We start from the raw sequence: 19,447 nt of genomic DNA on the forward strand, positions 1-19,447 counted from the left end.
AGCCAGTTCCCCACCGGTCCTGGCAGCGGCGGCTGGCTGAGCGCCAGGCCGGCGGCCGCCAGAAGCGCCGAGCCCAGCCAGTTGAGGCCAGCCAGGCTCCAGGCCGGGGCGTGGGGCAGCCCTTTGAGGCCCACCACCGAGGCGGCGAAGGCCAGGCCGGAGCCCAGGGCCATGGTGTCGCCCCAGGACCAGCGGACCAGGGCCAGATGGTGCAGGCCCAGGAGCACCGAGGCACCGGTGAGAGACAAGGCCACCACGCCCACCTTGCGGCCGGTGAGGGGAATGCCGCCCCAGATCCGGGCTGCCAGGAGGTTCCAGACCGGCGACAGGTAGAAGAAAAGCAGGGCCCGCACCACGGAGGTCTTGGTGAGGGCGAGGAAGAAAAGGAAGTTGGTGAGGCCGCCGAAGACAAGGAGCACCAGGGCTGGTCGCCAGGGCATCTCCATGGTGCCGCGGGCCAGCCCCCGCACCAGCCCCGGCAGGATAGCCAGCCCCACCAGACCGAAGACCGCGAAGGTGGTCCACAGCCCGGCCAGCCCCCGGCGCTCCAGGGCGGCCAGGGGCAGCCAGACGATGCCCCACAGGCAGGCGCCGGCCAGGGCGGACGCCACCCCGGCCGCTTCGGTCCGCCGCATCAGCGGCCAGCCGCGGGCTCTGCCCCGTTCAGGCGGGCAAAGGCGCGGCGCAGGTTGGCGTCCGGGTCGATCCGTGGCACCAGGGAGCCGTCCCGGCTGGTCATGACCACCATCACGCCAGGGCCATGGCCGGCCAGCACGCAGGCGGAGTGGACAATGATGCCGATCACCAGGCTGCCGGTACGAAAGATCCGGCCGTAGGCGGCATCGGCATCCACCACAGCCACGAAATCGCCGAAGCGCAAGGTAGCAAGACCGTACTCCTCCACCACCTTGCGGTCGAAGAGCTGGATGTCGTAGTCGCCGGAATGGCTCTGGGAGGCGCCGATGCCGGAGCCCATGATCATGGCCGGCACCCGGTGGGTCACCGGCACCTCCAGCCGGCCCTGGGCGCTGGCGGCCAGCTCCAGGACCGCGATGAGATCCGGATCCAGGTTGAAAACCCGGACGCCGGGAAAGTCGGGCAAGGCGAGGCCGCAGCCCCGGGCCTTGATCTGGATCTTGTCGCCGATGGTGAGGCTCTCCAGGATCTCGGGCTCGAAATCCACCAGCACGTGCTCGATGCCGCCGTGCTTGCCGGTCACCCGGCCGGTCTTGCCCTTGGCCTCGCCAGACACCACCTTGGCGATATTGCCGGCGCAGGACAAGAGGTTCAAGGCCCGGTTGGGACCAGGCTGGCCCTGGACCTGGGTGAAGTTGGAGATGGAGACCCCGGGCTCCACGTGGTCGGCAAAAAGGCCGCAGACCCGGTCGCCGATCCTGAGATCGTAGGTGATACCGCCCACCCCGGGATAGATGTCGGCGCGGCCGTCCGGATCGATGCGGTAGGGATTGATCCCGCCCTGGGGGGAGGTGATCTCACCGATCACCGACTGGCAGACGAGCTGTTCCCGGTTGGTGCGGATCATGGCGATGGCTCCTGGAGAAAGCGGCCGAGGCTGGCGGCCAGAGGTTTCTCTTTCAGTCAAAAAGGCGTAATCTACCGGAGCCGGGCCTGCCTGGCAAGGTGGCCACCTCCCAGTGCGGGCCGGCGGGCGCTCCTCAGACGGACTCCGGCAGCAGCCAACGGCAAGGGGTGACGTGTGGCGCGGGACCCTTCATCCATGGCCAGCCTCCTCGCCGGCCTCCTGCGGGAGCGGGGCTGGAGCCAGCGACTGGCTCTGCACCGCTCGTTCCTGGTCTGGGATCGGGTGGTGGGCCGGACCATTGCCCGCCATGCCCAGCCGGCGGTCATCCGGGGCACGGTCCTGTGGCTGGCGGTCTCCGATCCCATCTGGATGCAGCAGCTGCAGCTGGAAAAGCCGCGCATCCTGGAGCGGCTGAACAGCGAGCTGGCCGGCGCCAAGCTGACGGATCTGCGCTTCCGCCTGAGCCCCCTGCCCGAGCTGGAGCCGGCACCGCCGGCACCGCGCAGCCGGCGGCCGCGGCCGGAGAAGCTGCCGGCTGTGGTGCAGGAGGCCCTGGCCGGCGTGACCGATGAGGAGCTGAAAGGGGTGCTGGCCGGGATCTGGTACCGGTCCGGCGGCGGGGTCGGGGCGCCCGAGGTCACCGGGAGCGATGCCGCCGCCCCGGGTGATACCGGGACCCAGGGACCCGTCCCGGAGACTGGGCGATCGGGCAGACAGGAAGGGCCGGCACTCAGCCGTGCTGGAAGGCGGACCGCTCCAGGCCGCGGAGGTTGATGTAGGTCTCGAGCTTCTCTGCCTCGGCGTCACTGGGCGTAAAGCTCAAGCCGACCTCCACCCCCCCTTCCGCCCGGGGATTGATCCGGACCACCGCGGCGCTGGCCACCGTGATCTCATGGTCCAAGGTGGCGTATTCCATCATGAGCTTGAGGGTGATCGGCCCCACGAGGTCGCCGACCTTGAGCTCGTAGGCGGGGGTGCCGTAAAGCCGCATACCCCCCAGGCTGACGTCGGCCACCGCCATGGCGCTGAAGCGGGTCTTGCCAGGGACGATGAGGGTGGCGGTGGAATCGGCAGCGGCTGGCACCCGGGGCCAGCGGCGGCGCTGGATCTGGAAGATCTCCTGGGGGCAGGGTCCGGCGATCCTCTCTCCGGCCTCCCGGGTGACGGTGAAGCTGAAGCCGCGGATGGGCTGGCCCTCGGGCTTGTAGAGCAGGAAGCTGATGGGCTGCTCGGCCGTCCAGCCGGATGGCCGTTGCAAAACCAGGTAACAGCTGCCCTCGTGCTCGGCGATGTCCCGGACAAGCGAGCGGCGGGGCGGCCCGCCTTTGCAGTAGACGATGAGAGCGGTGACCTGCTCGATGAGCAGCCGCAGCTCCTTCATGACCGTTGCCGGGTCCTTGCTCCAGGTCTCCTGCATCGTGCGAAAAAAGCCTCCAGGGGTGCGGGGGCCGATAAGGAGGGACAGGACATCGGTGGCCGGCCACCGGGGCGTCGAATATGGCATCCTATAATACTTTCTCTGTGATATCAAACGGGAAAACAGCCATCACCCCCGGGCGGCCGTCGGACGAGAGACGGGAGCAGCTGGCGATCCTCCAGGAGAGGCTGGGCTATGTCTTTCAGGAGCCGGAGCTGCTGCACAAGGCACTGATCCACAGCTCCTTTGCCTACGAGCAGGCCGCCAGCAGCCGCGACCACAACGAGACCCTGGAGTTTCTGGGCGACGCGGTCCTGGATCTGGTGATCGGCGACGAGCTGTTTCGCCGCTTCCCGGATCTCAAGGAAGGCGACCTCACCCGCTGCCGTGCCGCCCTGGTCAACGAGGGACACCTGGCAACCGTGGCCCGGGCCATCGGCCTGGGCGGCTTCCTTTGCCTGGGCAAGGGGGAAGAGGCCTCGGCTGGCCGGGAGAAGGCCTCCATCCTGGCGGGCGCCTTCGAGGCGGTTTGCGGCGCGGTCTACCTGGATGGCGGCTTCGTTGCGGCCCAGGCCCTGGTGCAGCGCCAGTTCGACGCTTCCCTGGCCAGCGTCGGGGACAGCGAGCTGCTGCTGGACGCCAAGAGCCGTCTCCAGGAGCTGATCCAGGAGCGGGAGGCCGCGACCCCGGAGTACCTCCTGGAGCAGGCGGAAGGGCCGGATCACCAGAAGATCTTCACGGTGTCGGTCCGGCTGGGCGGCCGGGTCCTGGCCTTCGGCCGGGGACGGAGCAAGAAGGAGGCGGAGCAGCAGGCTGCGGCCGTGGCCCTGGCCGAGCTGGCTTAGACGAAGGCCGTGGCGCGGCCGCCGCTCATCCTGCCGTTCTTCATCAGCCACGCCGGCTGCCCGCACCGCTGTCTCTTCTGCGACCAGCAAGCGATCACCGGCCAGAGCGCCGTGGCCGCCGCCGGCCTGGACGGCGGCGCGGTGGCGGCCCGGCTGGATGCCTGGCTGCCGGCTGCCCGTGCCCAGGGGCGGCCGGTGCAGGTGGCCTTCTTCGGCGGCAGCTTCACCGGCCTGCCGGTCTTGCGCCAGGAGGACCTCCTGGCCGGGGTCGGTCCCCGTCTGGCCGACGGCTCGGTGGCCGGCATCAGGATCTCCACCCGACCCGATGCCCTGGATGACGCCACGGCTCGCCGTCTGGCCGGCCGGGGGGTGACGGTGGTGGAGCTGGGGGTTCAGTCCATGGATCGGCAGGTGCTGGCCGCCGTCCGCCGCGGCTACAGCCCGGAGGCAGTGGTGCAGGCGTTTGCCGTCCTCCGGCGCCATGGCCTTGCTGTGGGCGGCCAGCTCATGATCGGGCTGCCGGCGGAGACCCCCCGGCGCCTCCTGGCCTCGGGCCGTTGGCTGGCCGACCTTGCCCCGGACTTCGTCCGCCTGTATCCCACCCTGGTCCTGGCCGGCAGCGGCCTGGCCCGGCTCTTGGCCGCCGGGCGCTACCGGCCCCTGTCCCTCGCCGAGGCCATCGCCCGGAGCGCCCGGCTCTGCACCCTGTTTGCGGAGCGCGGCATCCCGGTGATCCGCATCGGCCTCCAGAGCTCCCCTGCCCTTGCCGCCAGCATCGAGGCCGGCCCGTATCATCCCGCCTTCGGCGAGCTGGTGCAGGGCCGGCTCCTTTTCCGCCAGCTCCGCCGGCTCCTGGCCCGGAGCCGACCCCGCCGGCTCTGCCTGTCCCGGGCCGACGAGTCCCAGGTCCGGGGCCCGGGCAACATCAGCCTCCGCCGGTTGGCATCCCTGGGCCTCCTGGCAGGGGTTGAGCTGCGGTTTCTGGCCGAACTGCCCCGGGGCACCATCACCGTCGACCCTCCCTCCTGACCCTTCGGGCTTCAGAAGCGGTACCTGACCTCTCCGTAAAGGCTGCGGCCGGGCATGGGGTAGTCGTCCGGGATGCCGCCATCGCTTGGCTCCCGGACGTCCGCGTCGAAGAGGTTTCTCACCACCAGGGCAGCGTCCCAGTGGTGGGCGATATCCTTGCAGCGCAAGGCCAGGTTGACCCAGGTGGCGTTGGGGATGTCGGGCCGAAGGTCATCGTCGGCAGGGCTTGACGGATCGGCACCATCCGGATCCCGCTCCCGATCGGCCACCCAGTACAGCTGGCCGTCCAAGGACCAGTCCGGCTGGAAGGCCCAGAGGAGCTCGGCGTGGGCCTTGAGGGCAGGAGCGTCGGCAACGATCTCGCCGGTATCCGCATTCTTGCTGCGCTGGTACGCCAGGTTGGAACGGAGCCGTAGCGCGGCCGTGAGCTGCCAGTCGGCCTCCAGCTCCCATCCGGACCCTCGCTGGTCGCGGGCGTTCCTCGCCGTCCTGCTGGTGGCTGGAGCGGGATCCGGGAGAAAATCGATGAGATCCTCCGCCCAGTAGGCAAAGACGTTGAAGACGGCCCGCAGGCGGGGAGACGGCTGGTAGTCGAAGGCCATCTCCAGGGTGTCGATGGTTTCCGGTCGCACCTCGGGGTTGCCCTGGGTCGAGGGGTTGTTCTGGTTGTGCTGCTCGGCGAAGGATGGGGTCCGGAAGGCGCGGCCATAGAGGAGCTTGGTGGTCAAGTCCGGCCGGCCTTCCCAGATCACGGCCAGACGCGGGTTGGTGGTGTCGCCGAAGTCCGAGTAGTGGTCGTAGCGCACGCCGCCGATCAGCTCCCAGGCGCGGGTCAGGGCCCATTCATCCTGGAGAAAGCCATACCAGAGGGTACGCTCCTGCCCCAGGAGAAAGATGCCGGGGCCGCCGGTCAGGTGGGTCAGGCGGCCATCCACCGGTGCCACCGGGCCGCCGGCAAAGAGGGTGGCCGGATCGAGCACCCCGCGCCCGAAGTTCTGGTAGGATTCGGCCTCCTCCTTCAGGTGGCGCAGGCCGGCGCCGAAGCGCAGCAGGTGATCGTCAACGCCGCTGTACAAGGCGACGCTCTCCAGGGCCGCCTGCCGGTCGGTGGCGATGGGATTGCCCACCAGACCCTGGGTATAGAGGCCGAAGCCGACCGGGGCGTTGGGGTTGATGTTGCCATCGGCACCGATGGGCACCAGGGCGCCGGGGGGAAACATCTGGAAGAAGTTGTCCTCGTGCAGATACAAAGAGCTGAGACGAAGGCTCAGGTCCCAGTCCCGGATCGATGCCGTCTGGTAAACGAGATCGGTCAACAGGAGTCCGGTGTCGATGCGGCCGGCCGGATCGACCACCTGGGTAGCGCCGCAGCCCACCCCCGCATCATCCTGCAGAAAGCCGTAGAGACGGATGGTCCAGCCAGACTGTTGCAGGGCGAGGCCGGCGTCGACGATCCGGTACCGGGTCGACAGGAGGCCCGGCGTTGCCAGCGAGGCGGGAGGGATGGCAAACAGAGGGTGCAGTCCGGCATCGATCTGGCTTTGCACGTCACTGTGGACGATCCGCTGGGGATCGCCGGCGCTCTCCCGGTAGGTGAGGCTGAAAGCGCTCTCCCAGGGCCCCGCGCTGCCACCGTGCTGCAGCCAGGCGTCGTAGGAGGCGAAGGAGCCGGCCCGGACGCCGGTAGTGGTCCCGCGGCTCTCCTCGGCCTCCCTGGTGAAGACATTGATGGTGCCGGCAAAGGCGTCAGCGCCGAAGACCGCCGAGCCCGGCCCGCGCACCACCTCGATCCGGGAGATGCCGGTGACCGGCATCCGGAAGCCGAAGGTCCGGCCGCCATTGTAGGCATAGGTGACGGGCAGGCCGAGGAAGAGAACGGGCAGGTGTCGCGGCGCGAATCCGGTCATGGGCTCCTCCGGGGGCGTCGTCCGGCGCGTCCGGTGCTGGCCTCCCTCGCTGGGACGGGGCAGGACGCCGTGGGCCTGAGGTCCGTATGCCACAACTTGGGACGAAAGGGAAGCGCGGCGGCGAGGCAGCTGCTGGCAGCCTCCTGCCCTTCGGGTTGACGAGACGGCAGTGGCTCATCATACAATGATTCCGTCGCCCAGAGGGGCGCTGGCGCCGTACAGCTGGAGCCGTACAGCTGGGGCGGCGGGGGAGCCATCGGCAACGATTCGGCCACGAGGAGGAAAAACGATGCTGCGGACCAGACTGGCTTGGGGATTGTTGTGGAGTGGAGCGGCGCTGGTGCTTCTGACCACCCCGGTTCGGGCCCAGGAGGACTGCGTGGCCTGCCACCGCGGGGTGTCCAAAGGCCTGGTGGCGGACTGGGAATCCAGCAAGCACGCGGGCCACAACGTGACCTGCTCCACCTGTCACGGCACGGAGCACCAGAGCACCGAGGATGCGGTGAAGGCCAGCATGCCGGACGAAACGGTTTGTCAGCAGTGCCACGAGACCCAGTTCGGCCAGTTCGCCAAGGGCAAGCACAACCTGGGCTGGACGGTCATGAACGCGCTGCCCATCACCCACGTGGAGCCGGACGAGCTGATCGAGGGTGGCCGGGGCTGCGGCGGCTGCCACAACATGGGCATCAAGACCGAGGCCCAGAAGAAGGAGCAGCACGACAAGGGCTACCGCTACCAGACCAACTCCTGCGACGAGTGCCACACCCGCCATTCCTTCTCGAAGAAGGAGGCCCTGGATCCCCGGGCCTGCCAGCAGTGCCACATGGGGTACGATCATCCCCAGTGGGAGATGTGGTCCAGTGCCAAGCACGGCACCCGCTGGCACGCCAAGGCCTCCGGCAACCTGCCCCAGACCGCGGCAGCCCCCACCTGCCAGAACTGCCACATGGCCGGCGGCAACCACGAGAACCGCACCGCCTGGGGCTTCCTGGGCGTGCGTCTGCCCCTGCCGGCGGACAAACAGTGGGCCGCGGACCGGGTCACCATCCTCAAGGCCCTGGGGGTGCTCCATCCGGAGACCGGCGAGCCCACCGCCCGGCTGGAGGCGGTCAAGGCCGCAGACCTGGCCCGCCTCACCGAGGAGGCCTGGAGCACCGAGCGGGAGAAGATGGTGAAGACCTGCACGAGCTGTCACTCCGAGCGCTACGCCCGGGGGCAGCTGGAGATGGGCGATGAGATCCTGCGCAAGGCAGACCGGCTGATGGCCGAGGCCATCGAGATCGTGGCCGGGCTTTACCGGGATGGCATCATCAAGAAGCCGGCCAACTACGCCTTCGCCTACCCGGATCTGTTGTACTTCATGCAGACCGGCGGCGGCGACACAGACAAGCTGTCCTTCATCGACCAGGTGCTCTGCGAGATGTACATGAAGCACCGCATGCGCACCTACCAGGCCTTCTTCCACGTCAATCCCGATTACGCCTACTGGTACGGCTGGTCGATGATGACCAAGGCCCTGGGCGAGATCAGGGAGCTGGCCGCCACCATGCGCGCCACCCACCAGCCCCGGTAGCAGGAAGGGCCCCCCTGCCCCACGGCAGCCGCCCGGGCTCAGGTGCCCGGGCGGCTGTCCTTTTTCTTGGGCAGGAAGAGCTGGCAGGCCATGCCGGAGCTGGCACGGACGGTGATCGAGGGCAGCTGCCGGCTCTTGAAGGCCATGACCCGGCAGCCGTAAGGGAAGGAGACCTCGTGGGTGATGTAGAAGTGCTGGCAGTGCATGCAGCTGACGCGCTGGTCAGGAGGCTGGCCGTCGCTCATGACACCCTTGGGCGGGGGGGCCTCAACCTGCTGCCCCGGCCTTCCCGGCCGTGCTTGCCTCAGGGGTGGCCAGCCGGGCCAGGCCGGTCAGGAGCACGAAGCGGCCCAGGGGCACCACCCGGCAGGGCAGGCTGGCCACGAACACCGGGTTGTCGCACAGCCCGCCGGACAAAAAGATCTCCTCGGGCGAGCCGGCGAAGCGGTAAGCGTTCAGGGCAATGCCCCGCACATAGCGGGCCACCGCCTGCTCCTCCGGCAGGCCATTGATGATGGCATCGAAGATCTGGCTCATGCCCAGGACCCCGCAGGTCACCGGGAAATGCTCCCGGGGGGCCGCCAGCCTCCGGAAATCCACATGGTAGTAGCTGGCCAGAAGCTCGATGGAAAAGCCCAGGGAGGCGCCGCATTCGGCGTTCCAGCCCATGTCCTGGACCTGGCCGTCCTGGAAGCGCACGTACTTGATGTCCCGGCTGCCGCAGTCCACCAGGAGGAAGCTCGGCCGGCCGATCAGGGCCTCGCCGCCCCGGGCCAGGGCCACCAGCTCGTTCACCACCCGCCGGCCATAGCGGCGGGCGCTGTGGCCGGTGGCCACCTCCACCGTCAGATCGGCGGCCAGCTCCCGGTTGGGCAGGACCGTCGGCTCGCGGCCGGGCACCGCCAAGTCCCAGATCTTGGCATAGGAGGTGCCGAAATCGCCCACCATCATGGCGCCACCCCGCTCAATTCCAGAAAGGCCTCGATCTTGGCCCTGAGCGAGGCGCTGGCCGCGACATCGGCATCCAGGTACAGACCCCGGGGATGGCGGCTGGCCAGGTGCCGGGCCAGGGCGGTCTTGGCGCAAAAGGCCTGGGCAAAGAAGACCGTGGGCACCGCCGGGTTCACCAGGCACTCCAGCTCGAAATCCGCCGGCGTCTTGTTCTCCATGCAGCGGCTCCAGCCATAGACATGGGTGGTGTCCGGGAAAAGCGCCAGCAAAGAGAAGTCCCGGGGCGGCACCCCCCAGAAGCCGGCGCTCGGCCGGCAGACCGCCCGGGGGCTGGCGGGCGCCGGGCGGCGTACCCCCTGGGTGATGGCGAGAAGCTTGTCCACCAGGGGCGCGGTGGAGGTGCAGATCGGGTTGCCCAGCTGTTCCTGGTCCCGATTCTCGCAGCAGCGCACCGGGATGCCCAGGAGGTCTTCGAGGATGGCGGCCACGGCCCGGGCGCCATCGCATTTGCCCGGCCCCACATCGACGACGATACCGGTCAGGTCCAGGGAGACGGCGTTGGCCACCACCGTGCGCAGGATGGCGCAATAGGCCCGCGGCACCGGGGAGGCCGCCTCCAGGCTCACGCCGGGCTGGGGCTCGTCCAGGTCCAGGATCGTGACCCCTCGATCACACAGGTCCGCGATCACCGCCCGGGGCGGCACCCCGACAATGCCGATCCGCTCCTTCTGGCTCCTGGTCTCCCGGGCTGTCTGATCGAGGCTCATGACGGCTCGCACCTCCTGGTTTTTGACGCCGCCAGCGGTCCATTCCGACCTCCGGGCGTCCTCACCCATCCCTGGGCAGCGGATGATGGGTGGCTTCTGGCGAGAGTTGCCATGGGCGGGGCGCACCCAACCGGGGGAAACGCCGGAAGTCCGCCAGGGTGCTCTCCCACAGGTCCTTTAGGTCCCATAGGTCCCATGGGTCCAGGGGAGTCATGGGAGTCATGGGACCTGTGGGTTGCCATACGCGGGCGCGCCAAAAGGAGTGCACCGCCCGGAAGTCAGCTCTGGTGGCCGCCTCATCGGTTCTGCTGCCGCAGCCAGGCCAGTCCCAGGCCGGCCAGGAGGAGGTGCAGCCCCCAGGCCGCCACGGTCGCCGGCAAATCGCCGGCCCGGGCCAGGGCCTGGCCCGTGCCCCAGGCCCCCCAGGCCAGAAAGGCCAGGGCGGCGCTCAAGGGCACGGCCAGGGACAAGTCCCGCCCCCAGCGCCGGGCCACGGCCAGGAAGGCCGGCAGGCCCAGGGCCAGAAGTGGCAGGCCCAGAAGAAGGTAGCTGAGCCGGGACTGGACGTCCTGCCACGCCTCCCGGGCCCGGGTGCCGCTGGCTCGGGCCCGGGCGAGGAGATCGGTCAGGGACAGCTCCTCCCGGCGATAGCCAGGCTCGAAGAATTCGGCCGGCGATTCCGGGAGGGCCACCGGATCGACGGGAGCGAAGGCAGTGCGGAAGCCGCCTTCCGGCGTGCGCTCCTTGACCAGGCCGCCCTCCAGCTGCCAGCCGGCCGGGGTCCAGCGGGCCACCGCCGCACTCACCAGGAGGCGCGGCGCCATTTCTTCGTCCCACTCCAGATACACGAAATCCTGCAGCCGGTCCGTATCCACACCCGGCTGGATGAAGGTGTAGATGCCCTGTTGTCCCCGGAAGAAGGTACGGCCGGCCCGCACCACCCCAGTGTGCTCCTCCTGGCGGACCAGCTCGTGCCAGATCCGGTTGGCGGCCCGGTTGCACGCCGGCTGCAGCCACTGGGCACTGACAGCGCCGGCCAGAGTGACCAGGAGGGCGGCCAGAAAGACCGGCGCCAGGATGCGGGGCAGCCCGATCCCGGCCGCCTGCAAGGCCAGCCACTCCCGGTTACGGACCAGAAGCCCGCAGACCAGCACCCCGGACAGGAGCACCACCACGGGCAAGAGCTCCTCCGCCACGGCCGGCAGGCGCAGGACGAAGAAGGCCGCTGCCATCGACAGGGGCTGCCCTGCCTCCAGGAAGTCGTCGATCTTCTCGAAAAGATCCACCACCAGGTAGATGCCGAGCAGACCGCCGGCCACCTGCCCCAGGAGCGCCAGGAAGCGGGTCACCAGGTAGCGGGTCAGGAGGCTCACCGTTGCTCCTCCCGGCCCCGGCCGAGAAGACGGCGCAGCCGACTGGCCAGGTCTTCCCCCACAAGCAGACCGCAGCGCTCGAGCCGCCACAGCCAGCCGGCGGCCAGGAGGCCGTACGCCAGGTTGGGCAGCCAGACCGCGAGCCCAGGGCCAAGCCAGCGGCCTTCGGCCAGAATGCCGCCCGCCGTCATCAGCACATAGTAGCCGACAAAGAGAAGCAGTCCCACCGTCATCCCCAGGCCGCGCCCGGCGTGGCCGGTCTGGATGGCCAGGGGCATGGCGAGAAGACTGAGGATCAGGCAGCCCACCGGCAGGGCCAGCCGCTGGTGCAGCTCCTGCCGCAGCTCGATGGCCTTGGCGCTGCCGGGGTCCTGTTGCCGGACTGCGGCGGCCAGCTCGGCCAGATCGGCGCTCCGGCGATCCATGGCCAGGGCGTCACGGCCCGCCACATAGCGGGGTGCGGCCATGGGGATCACCACCTGGTAGGTGGCGAAGCGGACGGTCTCGCTCACCTCGCCATCGCTGCGGTGCATGGAGCCGTCCACCAGCTCCAGGAGCACGGTCATGGCAGCAGGATTGGCGGCCAGCGAGCCCGAGCGGGCGGTGATGATCACCGGCTGTGGCCGGTGGCGGCCGTCGCTGACAAACACCCCCTCCAGGCGGCCGGCCTGGCGGTCGATCCGGTCCACATACAGGACCACCTGCCCCAGGCTGTCACTGAACCGTTGGGGCTTGAGGCCCCGGTCGATCTTCTCCTTGGCCAGGGAGAGGAGCAGCCCCCGCATGGCCTCCTGGCTGGCGGGCACCAGCTCCACCGTGAAGAGGCCGGTGATGAAGGCGCAGGCCGCAGCCACGGCTGCCACCGGCGGCAGCAGCCGGCGGACGCCGATGCCAGCGGCGAACAGGCCCATGATCTCCCGGTCGTGGCCCAGGCGGCCGAAGGCCAGGAGCACGCCGGCCATGGTGGCCAGGGGCATGGTGAAGCGGCTGACCGCTGCGGTGAGGTAGGCCGCGATGCGGACCAGGTCGGCGGCGCCGATGCCCAGGTCCAGCAGCGTATCCAGGAAGGGAACAAGCTTGCCCAGAAGAAGAACGCCGTTTACGATGGCCAGGCTGGCCACCAGGAAGGCCAGGATCTCGGCCGCCAGATAGGAGGCAAGAAGGATGGGCATGGGGATGGGGGTGGCCGGCGAAGCGCCCGTGGCGGGAATGGCCGGAAAGGACACATGTACCACGAACCGCCGGGAGCGGCAATCATGAGCGAGGCCCGCAGCCCCCTGGTGTCGGCCCTGCCGGTGCAGGCAGCCCCGCCCAGCCTGGCCGACAACACCGCCGACCTGGATCGGCTGCTCCGGGCCCTGGCACCGGCCCTGGCCGGCCAGCCCCCTGGGGTGCCCTGGCCCCAGCTGGCAGCAGCAGCGGCGTCCTTCCGGGCCGCCGGCTTCCGCGGCCATGCCCTGGTGGCCAATCTGCCCGCCGGCCCCGAGCTCATGGGCTTTGCCGCCGGCGCCCCCGGCCTGGTGCCAGCCCTGGCCCTGGACCTGGGCACCACCGTCCTCGAGGCCAGCCTTCTGGATCTGGCCACCGGCCAGGTTCTGGCCCGGGGCCAGCGGGACAACCCCCAGATCGGACTCGGTGCCGACGTTCTCACCCGCATCCACGGCGCGGCTGGCCCTGGCCTTGACCGCCTGCACCGGCTCCTGATCGAGGGGGTGAACGACCTGGCCCGGCAGCTGGCCGCCCGGTCAGGTCTCGATCCGGGCGGCATCGTGGCCCTGGCAGCGGCGGGCAACACCACCATGACCCATTTCTTCCTGGGCCTCGATCCCCGCCAGCTCTGCCGGGAGCCGTACATCCCGCTGGTCAATGCCCCCGACCCCGGCCATGCCCGGGAGATCGACCTGGCCATCCATCCGGCAGCCCCGGTCTGGGTGCTGCCGTCCGTGGGCTCCTATTTTGGCGGCGACCTCCTGGCCGGCATTCTGGCCACCGGCCTCGACCAGGGGGAGCGGCCGGCCCTCCTGGTGGACGTGGGCACCAACGCCGAGGTGGTGGTGGGCAGCCGGGATTGGCTCGTGGCCTGCGCCGGCGCCGCCGGTCCGGCCCTGGAGGGCGGCGTGGCGCGGATGGGCATGCGGGCCGCGCCAGGCGCGGTCAGCCGCATCCGCATCGATGCCGCCCGCCGCCTCAGCTGCCAGACCATCGGCGACCAGCCGGCCCAGGGCATCTGCGGCTCCGGGATCATCGATCTGGTGGCCGAGCTCTACCTGGCCCAGCTCATCGACTTCCGGGGCCGCTTCCAGCCCCAGCGCGCCCCTGCTCTCTTCACCGCCACCCCGGAAGGGCCGGCCCTGATCGTCGTCCCTGCGGAAAGAACGGCCGGCGGCCAGCCGATTCTTTTTGGCCAGGTGGACTGCGATGCGGTCATCCGCTCCAAGGCAGCCATGTACGCCATCCTCACCACCCTGCTTGGCCAGGTGGGCCTGGGCTTTCAGGATCTGGCCGCCATCCACGTGGCCGGCACCTTCGGCGGCCACATCGATCCTCGCCAGGCGATTGTCATCGGCATGCTGCCGGACCTGCCCCTGGCCTTCTACCAGCCCCGGGGCAACACCTCTTTAGCCGGCGCCGAGCTGCTGCTCATGGACGGCGAAGCCCGCCAGCGCTCCCGGGAGCTGGTGCGGCGCATCACCTATCTGGAGCTGAACGTCAACCACGATTTCATGATCCGCTTCTCCGGCAGCCGGGTCATTCCCCACACCGACCCGGATCTCTTCCCCACCGTGCCCATCCACCGCTAGGCCGCGGCGAAGAGCGGCCGGCCGCCGGCGCCGGCCGCCTCGAACGGGCGCAGGGCCGGCGGGTCTCGCCGGACCGCTCGGACCCGTCCGACCGCTCGGTCGGCTCAGACCCGCCGGCTGCCCCGTACCAGCACCCCACCAGCCTTGCCCGCCGCCCCATTGCCGGGCCCGGTGACCGGTGCAAGCTTTCCGGTCAGCAGCAGCACACAGGAGCTGTGTTCTGATGGCTTTCCTTTCCACTTGACACACATGGGCCGCAAACAGTATTCAGGCTCTGGCGGTACGAATAGCACGGCTCCCCGGTGCGGGGAGGTGCCTTCCGGGGAGAAAGAGACCATGTCCGATGACGAGCAGCACCTGCCCTGTTTCGACCTCGCCCTGACCATGGCCGGCGCCATCTCGGCGGGCGCCTACACCGCCGGGGTGATCGATTTCCTCATCCAGGCCCTGGACGCCTGGGAGGCAAGGAAGGCGGCCGGCGACCCCGTGGCGCCCCGTCATGCCGTGCGCCTGCGGGCGGTGAGTGGCGCCTCGGCCGGTGCCATCGCCGCCGCCATTCTCGGCGCCTGCCTCAGGCACGACTTCCCGCACCGCCGCCTGGGCGACCCGGGGGACGGCAGCGACAACCCGCTCTACGACAGCTGGGTCAACATGATCGACATCCGCCATCTCCTGGAAACCCGGGATCTTGGCGACCAGGCCCGGCCGGTCTCGGTGCTGGACTCCACCCGCCTCCTGGAGATCGCCCGCAAGGCCATGGATTACGGTCAGGGGGTCCCGGCCAAGGCCCGGCCCTATCTGGTCGATCCCTTGCGCTTCATCTTCACGATCACCAACCTGCGGGGCGTCCCCTTCCAGCTGGACCTGGGGGGCACCGGGTACAGCCATCCCATGATGATGCACGGCGACACCATGCGCTTCGCCCTGGCCGGACTGGGCGGGGGCGCAGCACCGGCCCTCCGTGCCGAGGAGTATGCCTTGCGCTATCCGGACAACGGGCCGAAATGGGGCGGGACCTGGGAAACCTTTGCTACGGCGGCGCTGGCCTCAGGCGCCTTTCCGGTGGGGCTGGCGCCCCGGGAGCTCGGCCGCCGGACCTCGGACTATGCCCGGCTGCCGGTGGTGGTGCCCGGCGGACCGGGGGAGCCGGCCCGGGTGCTCCATATCCGGCCGGCCTGGTCGGCCAGGGTCAACCCGGATCCCGGCTCCGGCTACCGGTGCGTCAATGTCGACGGCGGCACCATCGACAACGAGCCTCTGGAGCTGGCCCGGGTCGAGCTGGCCGGCGGTGATCCCCTGGCCCGCAACGAGCGGGACGGGCGGAAGGCGGACCGGGCCGTGATCATGATCGACCCCTTTGTGGGGCCCGAAAAGCACGGCCCCAGCACCATGGCCGAAACCTGGCTGCTGAGCGCCCTCGTCGCCACCTTTACCGCCCTGAAGAACCAGGCCCGCTTCCGGCCCCAGGACGTGGCGCTCGCCTCCGAGGACACCATCTACAGCCGCTTCCTCATCGCGCCGGTCCGGCAGGACCGGGTGACCGCCGACTCCGGCTCCTCCCTGGCCTGCGGCAGCCTGGGCGGCTTCGGCGGCTTTCTCCACCCCCTCTATCGCCAGCACGACTTCTTTCTCGGCCGCCGCAACTGCCAGCGCTTCCTGGCCCAGCATCTCACCCTGCCGGCGGAGAACCCCCTGTTCCGCCAGTGGACCGCCGAGCAGAAGGAGAAGCTCGGCATCCCCGGCCAAGGGCCCGCCGGGCCAGGGGCCCTGCACCTGCCCGTCATCCCCCTGATGCCGGACCTCAACCCCCGGCACGAGCCGCGGGCCGAGGAGCGGGAGCCCGACTGGCCGCGGGGGGTCGTGGTGCCCCTTGGCCTGCAAGGGCCCATCGAGACCCGCCTGGATGCCCTCTTTGGCGCCTTGGCCCACGAGCGCCTGTGGGACCAGAAGGTGCGCGGCTTCTTCTTCCTGCTGGGCTGGCGCCTGTATGCCAAGCCCAAGATCACCGCCTTCGTCATCGACGCCATCAGCAGACAGCTGTGCGGCCACGACCTCATCTGAGACCGGCGGCCTTCAGGCGCCCTTGGCCAGGATCTGGGCCTCCATGGGGCGCAGGGTGACGCGGATCATCCGCGCCGGGCCGGTCGTGACCCCGCCGTCGATCTCGTGGATCTCCAGGCCGGAGCGGGTTTCCACCGGTCCGGGCGCCGCGGCACCGGCATCGTTTTGCACCTGGAACTGCTCGCCGTCCTGGTTGATGAACAGATCGACCAGCACGTATCCCTGGAAGTCCCCCTGGGTGCTGGCGTTCGCCACCACCAGCACCTCGCGATCGTTCAGGATCCGGGAGAAGGCCAGCACCCCCGGGGCAAAGGACGACGCCCCGAAATGGACCCCGTCCCCTGAAAGCGGCCGGAAATACAGCCGGCCGTAGCGCAACGCCGGCTGGGCGCTCCGGATCGCGGACAGCCGCTGAATGGCCTGGTAGAACGGGTGCTGGGGGTCAAAGGCGTCTGGCTTGCCCCAGAGGGCCTCCCGCACGTGCTGGTCACTGCCGCCCCGGCCGTGCAGGCCCTGCTCGGTGCCGTAATAGAGGCAAGGGATGCCCTGCAGGCCGAACAGCACCGCGATGCCGAGGATGACCTGCGGATCGTACGGGTCAGGGCCATCCATGCCGGCCCCCCGGAACCGCTCCTTCATGTCGTGGTTGTCGAGGAAGGTCACGAAGAACCGTCCCGCCTCGCCGTGACTGGTCATGATGTGGCGCTCAATCTCCTTGCGGCGGCGAAAGACCTCGATGACCGCGGCCGGCGGCGAGAATCCCTTGGCGACCCAGGGCAAGCGGAAGAAGAGCGGGAAGTCCAGCGCCGCATCCACGCCCACCAGATCGTCCCCATCCTGGGTGCTCCGGCCGATGAACTCGGCGATCCGCTCCTCCTCGTCGAACACCTCGCCGAAGGAGAAGAAGTTCTTCTTGCCGATGGCAAGGCCAAACTCCCGCATGGCGTTGCCAAAGGTGCGGGCGAAGTCCCGCTCGATATACTTGAGGGTGTCGATGCGGAAGCCGTCCACGTCGTAGCGGGCGATGGCGTATTGGTACGCCAGGATCAGGGCGTTGCGGACCTCCCGGTTCGCGGTAACCAGCTCCTTGAGCGACTCGAAGTCGCCGCCCCCCTCCCCTCCCTTGCCCTGCCGGCGGAAGAAATCGTTGCGCTGCAGCTCCGTTGGCCAGACCAGCCCGTCGGGCTCCCGTTGACCGGTGGGAACGCTCTCGATGACCGGAAAGTCTGGCCGGGCCTGACCCGTGGCGTCCCGCCACTCGATGGGCCGCACCATGCCGCCGCCCGGTGCCGAGGCGCCCAGACCCGTGTAGCCGAAGACGTCGCCGGCGTGGTTGAGCACGATGTCGAAGATGACAAAGAGGCCCAGGGCATGGGCCTCGTCCACCAGGGCCCGCAGCTCTTCCTCGGCCTTGCCCGGCGCCGACGCGAACCGCGGCTCCGGCTGCAGGAAATCCTGGATGCCGTAGCCGTGGAAGGTGCCCGGATCGGACTGGCGGTTCTTCAGCACCGGTGACAGCCAGATCGCGCCGGCACCGAGATCCCGGAGATAGGGCAGCCGCTCGCGCACCCCGTTGAAGGTGCCACCCTGGAAGCCACCGAAGGGCTGGTCAAAGGGCATGGCTGCCGGTGGCTTGCCATCGGCGCGGTTGAAGCGATCGAGCATGAGGAAGTAGATCCAGACGTCCCGCCAGTCGTGGGGCGAGGCGAAGGGGGTCGTGATGGTGTGGCTTGCCGTGCCGACCTGGACCACGCGGGTCTGTTTTGTGGCCACCTGCGCGAACGTGGAGTGCAGCTGCGGATCCTGCAGGGACAAGAGCATCTTGTGACCTCCTTTGGCTCACGATTTCCGCTCACCCGTGCCGAGCGGCAACAGCGTTGCCTGCCAGTCGTTGGCCACGTGTCGGGCCTGGCGCCGGCCCTGGCACCGTCCCGTCACGCCACGAGACATTCACCAACATGACTTGCATACCCCTGGCGATTCACTATGGTCAAGAAGAAGTTTCTGCTGGAAAAGGGCAGCCACCGTCCAGGCAGCACCGGCCGGCGGCACGGCCTTCCGTGCACCTCCCGGGGGAGGACTGGCGGGCGGCAAAGAGGGGTGATGAACGGGCGGTGAGACAGAGGGACGCCGTCCGGGGACGACCTGTTCCGGGGCCCTCGGGTCAGGCAGGGCTCGGCAGTGGCGGTGGCAGGGACACCGCCGGCGAGCCTATGGCTCCCGGCGAGCGGTGACGGGGAGGAGGGTGATGGTGGCCTCCAGGTGCTCCTCGCGGCTGAGCTTCAAAGCCAGGGCGTTGGCAGCGGCCAGGTCATCGAACAGGCCGACGTAGACCCGCTTCAGGGTGCCGGCCTCGGTGTCGATGCGCTCGGTAAAGACCGGCTGGCCCCGCTGCCGCCAGACGGCGACGGTCTGCTGGGCGTGCTCTTCTTCCCGGAAGGCGCCCACCTGCAGGGTGAAGGAGGTACCGGCGGGCGTCTCCTCCTCGTGGTCCGGAGCCGGCTTCCGGGCCGTCCCTTGGGTGGCAGCAGGCCGCGCCGCGGTCTTGGCCGGCTCGCGGCCGGCAAGATCGGCGGCCACGCTGCCGAGACCGAAGCGGCCGGCCTCCCGCCAGTCGCCGGCGGGCACCAAAATGGTCTGGCCAGCCCAGATGCCCAGAAGGAACATCCACAGACACAGACAGAAAAGGACGACGCCCAGGCCGCAGAGGCCGGACCAGGTGAGCTCGAAGCGGATCCGCGGGCGCTTGCCAGGCTTCTTGGCGGCCATGGCGGCGGGGATGAGCCGGCCCCTACATGCTGGTGGGCGCGGTGACGCCGATGAGCCGCAGGCCGTTGCCGATCACGGTGCGCAAGGCCGCGGCCAGGGCCAATCGGGCCTGGGTGAGAGCCGCGTCTTCCGAGATGACCCGGTGCTTGTTGTAGTAGCTGTGGAAGCGACCCACCAGGTCGAGGAGGAAGAAGACCAGCCGGTGGGGCTCCAGCTCGACGGCCGCGCTCGCCACCAGGCGAGGAAAGCCGGCCAGGAGCCGCAGAAGCTCCAGCTCCTCCGGCTCGGCCAGGAGGCCAATCGGCACCTCGGCCAGGGGCAAGGGCGGGATGCCCCGCTCCCGGGCCTGGCGGTCGATGGAGGCCAGGCGGGCGTGGGCGTACTGGACATAGTAGACCGGGTTCTCCTGGC

At 69.5% G+C, this 19,447-nt stretch carries 18 protein-coding genes; 6 read left to right on the top strand and 12 right to left on the bottom strand.

Translation table 11 applies throughout. From position 1 onward, the window contains the following. Both AB1634_12395 and AB1634_12400 read right to left on the bottom strand, forming a co-directional pair. The coding region (locus AB1634_12395; GenBank protein MEW6220316.1) for a DMT family transporter at positions 1-635 on the bottom strand (635 nt) is incomplete at its 3' end. Continuing rightward, positions 635-1,543: a DUF4438 domain-containing protein gene (locus AB1634_12400; GenBank protein ID MEW6220317.1), complete on the bottom strand. Its 909-nt coding sequence runs from the start codon at positions 1,541-1,543 to the stop codon at positions 635-637. The genes AB1634_12395 and AB1634_12400, both read right to left, overlap by 1 nt. Before the next feature lie 195 nt (positions 1,544-1,738). On the opposite strand from AB1634_12400, the gene AB1634_12405 reads away from it, so the two are divergent. After that, positions 1,739-2,317, top strand: coding sequence for a DUF721 domain-containing protein (locus AB1634_12405; GenBank protein MEW6220318.1), 579 nt, complete (start codon positions 1,739-1,741; stop codon positions 2,315-2,317). Here the strand turns inward: AB1634_12405 and AB1634_12410 are convergent. Further along, entirely contained in the window at positions 2,274-2,960 is a 687-nt protein-coding gene (locus tag AB1634_12410) for a PilZ domain-containing protein (GenBank protein MEW6220319.1), read from the bottom strand. The genes AB1634_12405 and AB1634_12410 overlap by 44 nt on opposite strands. 104 nt (positions 2,961-3,064) lie before the next feature. On the opposite strand from AB1634_12410, the gene rnc reads away from it, so the two are divergent. Both rnc and AB1634_12420 read left to right on the top strand, forming a co-directional pair. Continuing rightward, positions 3,065-3,805, top strand: a complete 741-nt coding sequence (gene rnc / locus AB1634_12415; GenBank protein MEW6220320.1) for a ribonuclease III — start codon at positions 3,065-3,067, stop codon at positions 3,803-3,805. Positions 3,806-3,814: 9 nt separating this feature from the next. Further along, complete coding sequence (locus tag AB1634_12420) at positions 3,815-4,834, top strand: radical SAM protein (protein ID MEW6220321.1); 1,020 nt, start codon at positions 3,815-3,817, stop codon at positions 4,832-4,834. An 11-nt stretch (positions 4,835-4,845) separates the two neighbouring features. On the opposite strand, the gene AB1634_12425 is transcribed toward AB1634_12420, so the two are convergent. Then, positions 4,846-6,741 carry a TonB-dependent receptor gene (locus tag AB1634_12425; protein MEW6220322.1) on the bottom strand — a complete coding sequence of 632 codons (1,896 nt, stop codon included), beginning with the start codon at positions 6,739-6,741 and terminating at the stop codon, positions 4,846-4,848. Positions 6,742-7,030: 289 nt separating this feature from the next. Here AB1634_12425 and AB1634_12430 point away from each other — a divergent pair, with 289 nt between their 5' ends. Next, the gene (locus AB1634_12430) at positions 7,031-8,314 is read left to right on the top strand and encodes a multiheme c-type cytochrome (GenBank protein MEW6220323.1); all 1,284 of its coding nucleotides are present in this window, start codon (positions 7,031-7,033) and stop codon (positions 8,312-8,314) included. 38 nt (positions 8,315-8,352) lie between these two features. Here the strand turns inward: AB1634_12430 and AB1634_12435 are convergent, their stop codons facing one another. From AB1634_12435 to AB1634_12455, 5 genes are all read right to left on the bottom strand, one after another. Beyond that, positions 8,353-8,559, bottom strand: coding sequence for a uracil-DNA glycosylase (locus AB1634_12435; protein MEW6220324.1), 207 nt, complete (start codon positions 8,557-8,559; stop codon positions 8,353-8,355). A 22-nt stretch (positions 8,560-8,581) separates the two neighbouring features. Beyond that, the gene (locus tag AB1634_12440; GenBank protein MEW6220325.1) at positions 8,582-9,265 is read right to left on the bottom strand and encodes an ATPase; all 684 of its coding nucleotides are present in this window, start codon (positions 9,263-9,265) and stop codon (positions 8,582-8,584) included. Continuing rightward, positions 9,262-10,032: a hypothetical protein gene (locus tag AB1634_12445; GenBank protein MEW6220326.1), complete on the bottom strand. Its 771-nt coding sequence runs from the start codon at positions 10,030-10,032 to the stop codon at positions 9,262-9,264. Before AB1634_12445 ends, AB1634_12440 begins: the two co-directional genes overlap by 4 nt. Before the next feature lie 296 nt (positions 10,033-10,328). Continuing rightward, complete coding sequence (locus AB1634_12450; protein ID MEW6220327.1) at positions 10,329-11,405, bottom strand: LptF/LptG family permease; 1,077 nt, start codon at positions 11,403-11,405, stop codon at positions 10,329-10,331. Next, entirely contained in the window at positions 11,402-12,577 is a 1,176-nt protein-coding gene (locus AB1634_12455; GenBank protein ID MEW6220328.1) for an LptF/LptG family permease, read from the bottom strand. The genes AB1634_12450 and AB1634_12455 overlap by 4 nt, the downstream gene beginning before the upstream one ends. A gap of 84 nt (positions 12,578-12,661) precedes the next feature. Between AB1634_12455 and AB1634_12460 the strand changes: the two genes are divergently transcribed. Next, the gene (locus AB1634_12460) at positions 12,662-14,206 is read left to right on the top strand and encodes an ASKHA domain-containing protein (GenBank protein MEW6220329.1); all 1,545 of its coding nucleotides are present in this window, start codon (positions 12,662-12,664) and stop codon (positions 14,204-14,206) included. Positions 14,207-14,542: 336 nt separating this feature from the next. Then, entirely contained in the window at positions 14,543-16,267 is a 1,725-nt protein-coding gene (locus AB1634_12465; protein ID MEW6220330.1) for a patatin, read from the top strand. A gap of 12 nt (positions 16,268-16,279) precedes the next feature. Here the strand turns inward: AB1634_12465 and AB1634_12470 are convergent, their stop codons facing one another. The 3 genes from AB1634_12470 to AB1634_12480 form a co-directional block, all read right to left on the bottom strand. Then, complete coding sequence (locus tag AB1634_12470) at positions 16,280-18,088, bottom strand: alpha-amylase family glycosyl hydrolase (GenBank protein MEW6220331.1); 1,809 nt, start codon at positions 18,086-18,088, stop codon at positions 16,280-16,282. Between the two features lie 390 nt (positions 18,089-18,478). Then, on the bottom strand, positions 18,479-19,036 hold the full coding sequence (locus AB1634_12475) for an SPOR domain-containing protein (protein MEW6220332.1): 558 nt from the start codon (positions 19,034-19,036) through the stop codon (positions 18,479-18,481). Between the two features lie 22 nt (positions 19,037-19,058). Then, positions 19,059-19,447 (bottom strand): DALR anticodon-binding domain-containing protein (locus AB1634_12480; protein ID MEW6220333.1); only part of this gene is annotated, 389 nt, incomplete at its 5' end.

Source organism: Thermodesulfobacteriota bacterium (assembly GCA_040755095.1).
Taxonomy (GTDB): domain Bacteria; phylum Desulfobacterota; class Desulfobulbia; order Desulfobulbales; family JBFMBH01; genus JBFMBH01.

Bases quoted from the DNA above. Each gene is read 5' to 3' on its own strand.
- AB1634_12410 (MEW6220319.1), bottom strand. From the start codon at position 2,960: ATGCAGGAGACCTGGAGCAAGGACCCGGCAACGGTCATGAAGGAGCTG.
- AB1634_12475 (MEW6220332.1), bottom strand. From the start codon at position 19,036: ATGGCCGCCAAGAAGCCTGGCAAGCGCCCGCGGATCCGCTTCGAGCTC.
- AB1634_12465 (MEW6220330.1), top strand. From the start codon at position 14,543: ATGTCCGATGACGAGCAGCACCTGCCCTGTTTCGACCTCGCCCTGACC.
- AB1634_12430 (MEW6220323.1), top strand. From the start codon at position 7,031: ATGCTGCGGACCAGACTGGCTTGGGGATTGTTGTGGAGTGGAGCGGCG.
- AB1634_12425 (MEW6220322.1), bottom strand. From the start codon at position 6,741: ATGACCGGATTCGCGCCGCGACACCTGCCCGTTCTCTTCCTCGGCCTG.
- AB1634_12435 (MEW6220324.1), bottom strand. From the start codon at position 8,559: ATGAGCGACGGCCAGCCTCCTGACCAGCGCGTCAGCTGCATGCACTGC.
- AB1634_12455 (MEW6220328.1), bottom strand. From the start codon at position 12,577: ATGCCCATCCTTCTTGCCTCCTATCTGGCGGCCGAGATCCTGGCCTTC.
- AB1634_12445 (MEW6220326.1), bottom strand. From the start codon at position 10,032: ATGAGCCTCGATCAGACAGCCCGGGAGACCAGGAGCCAGAAGGAGCGG.
- AB1634_12460 (MEW6220329.1), top strand. From the start codon at position 12,662: ATGAGCGAGGCCCGCAGCCCCCTGGTGTCGGCCCTGCCGGTGCAGGCA.
- AB1634_12400 (MEW6220317.1), bottom strand. From the start codon at position 1,543: ATGATCCGCACCAACCGGGAACAGCTCGTCTGCCAGTCGGTGATCGGT.
- AB1634_12440 (MEW6220325.1), bottom strand. From the start codon at position 9,265: ATGATGGTGGGCGATTTCGGCACCTCCTATGCCAAGATCTGGGACTTG.
- AB1634_12405 (MEW6220318.1), top strand. From the start codon at position 1,739: ATGGCCAGCCTCCTCGCCGGCCTCCTGCGGGAGCGGGGCTGGAGCCAG.
- AB1634_12470 (MEW6220331.1), bottom strand. From the start codon at position 18,088: ATGCTCTTGTCCCTGCAGGATCCGCAGCTGCACTCCACGTTCGCGCAG.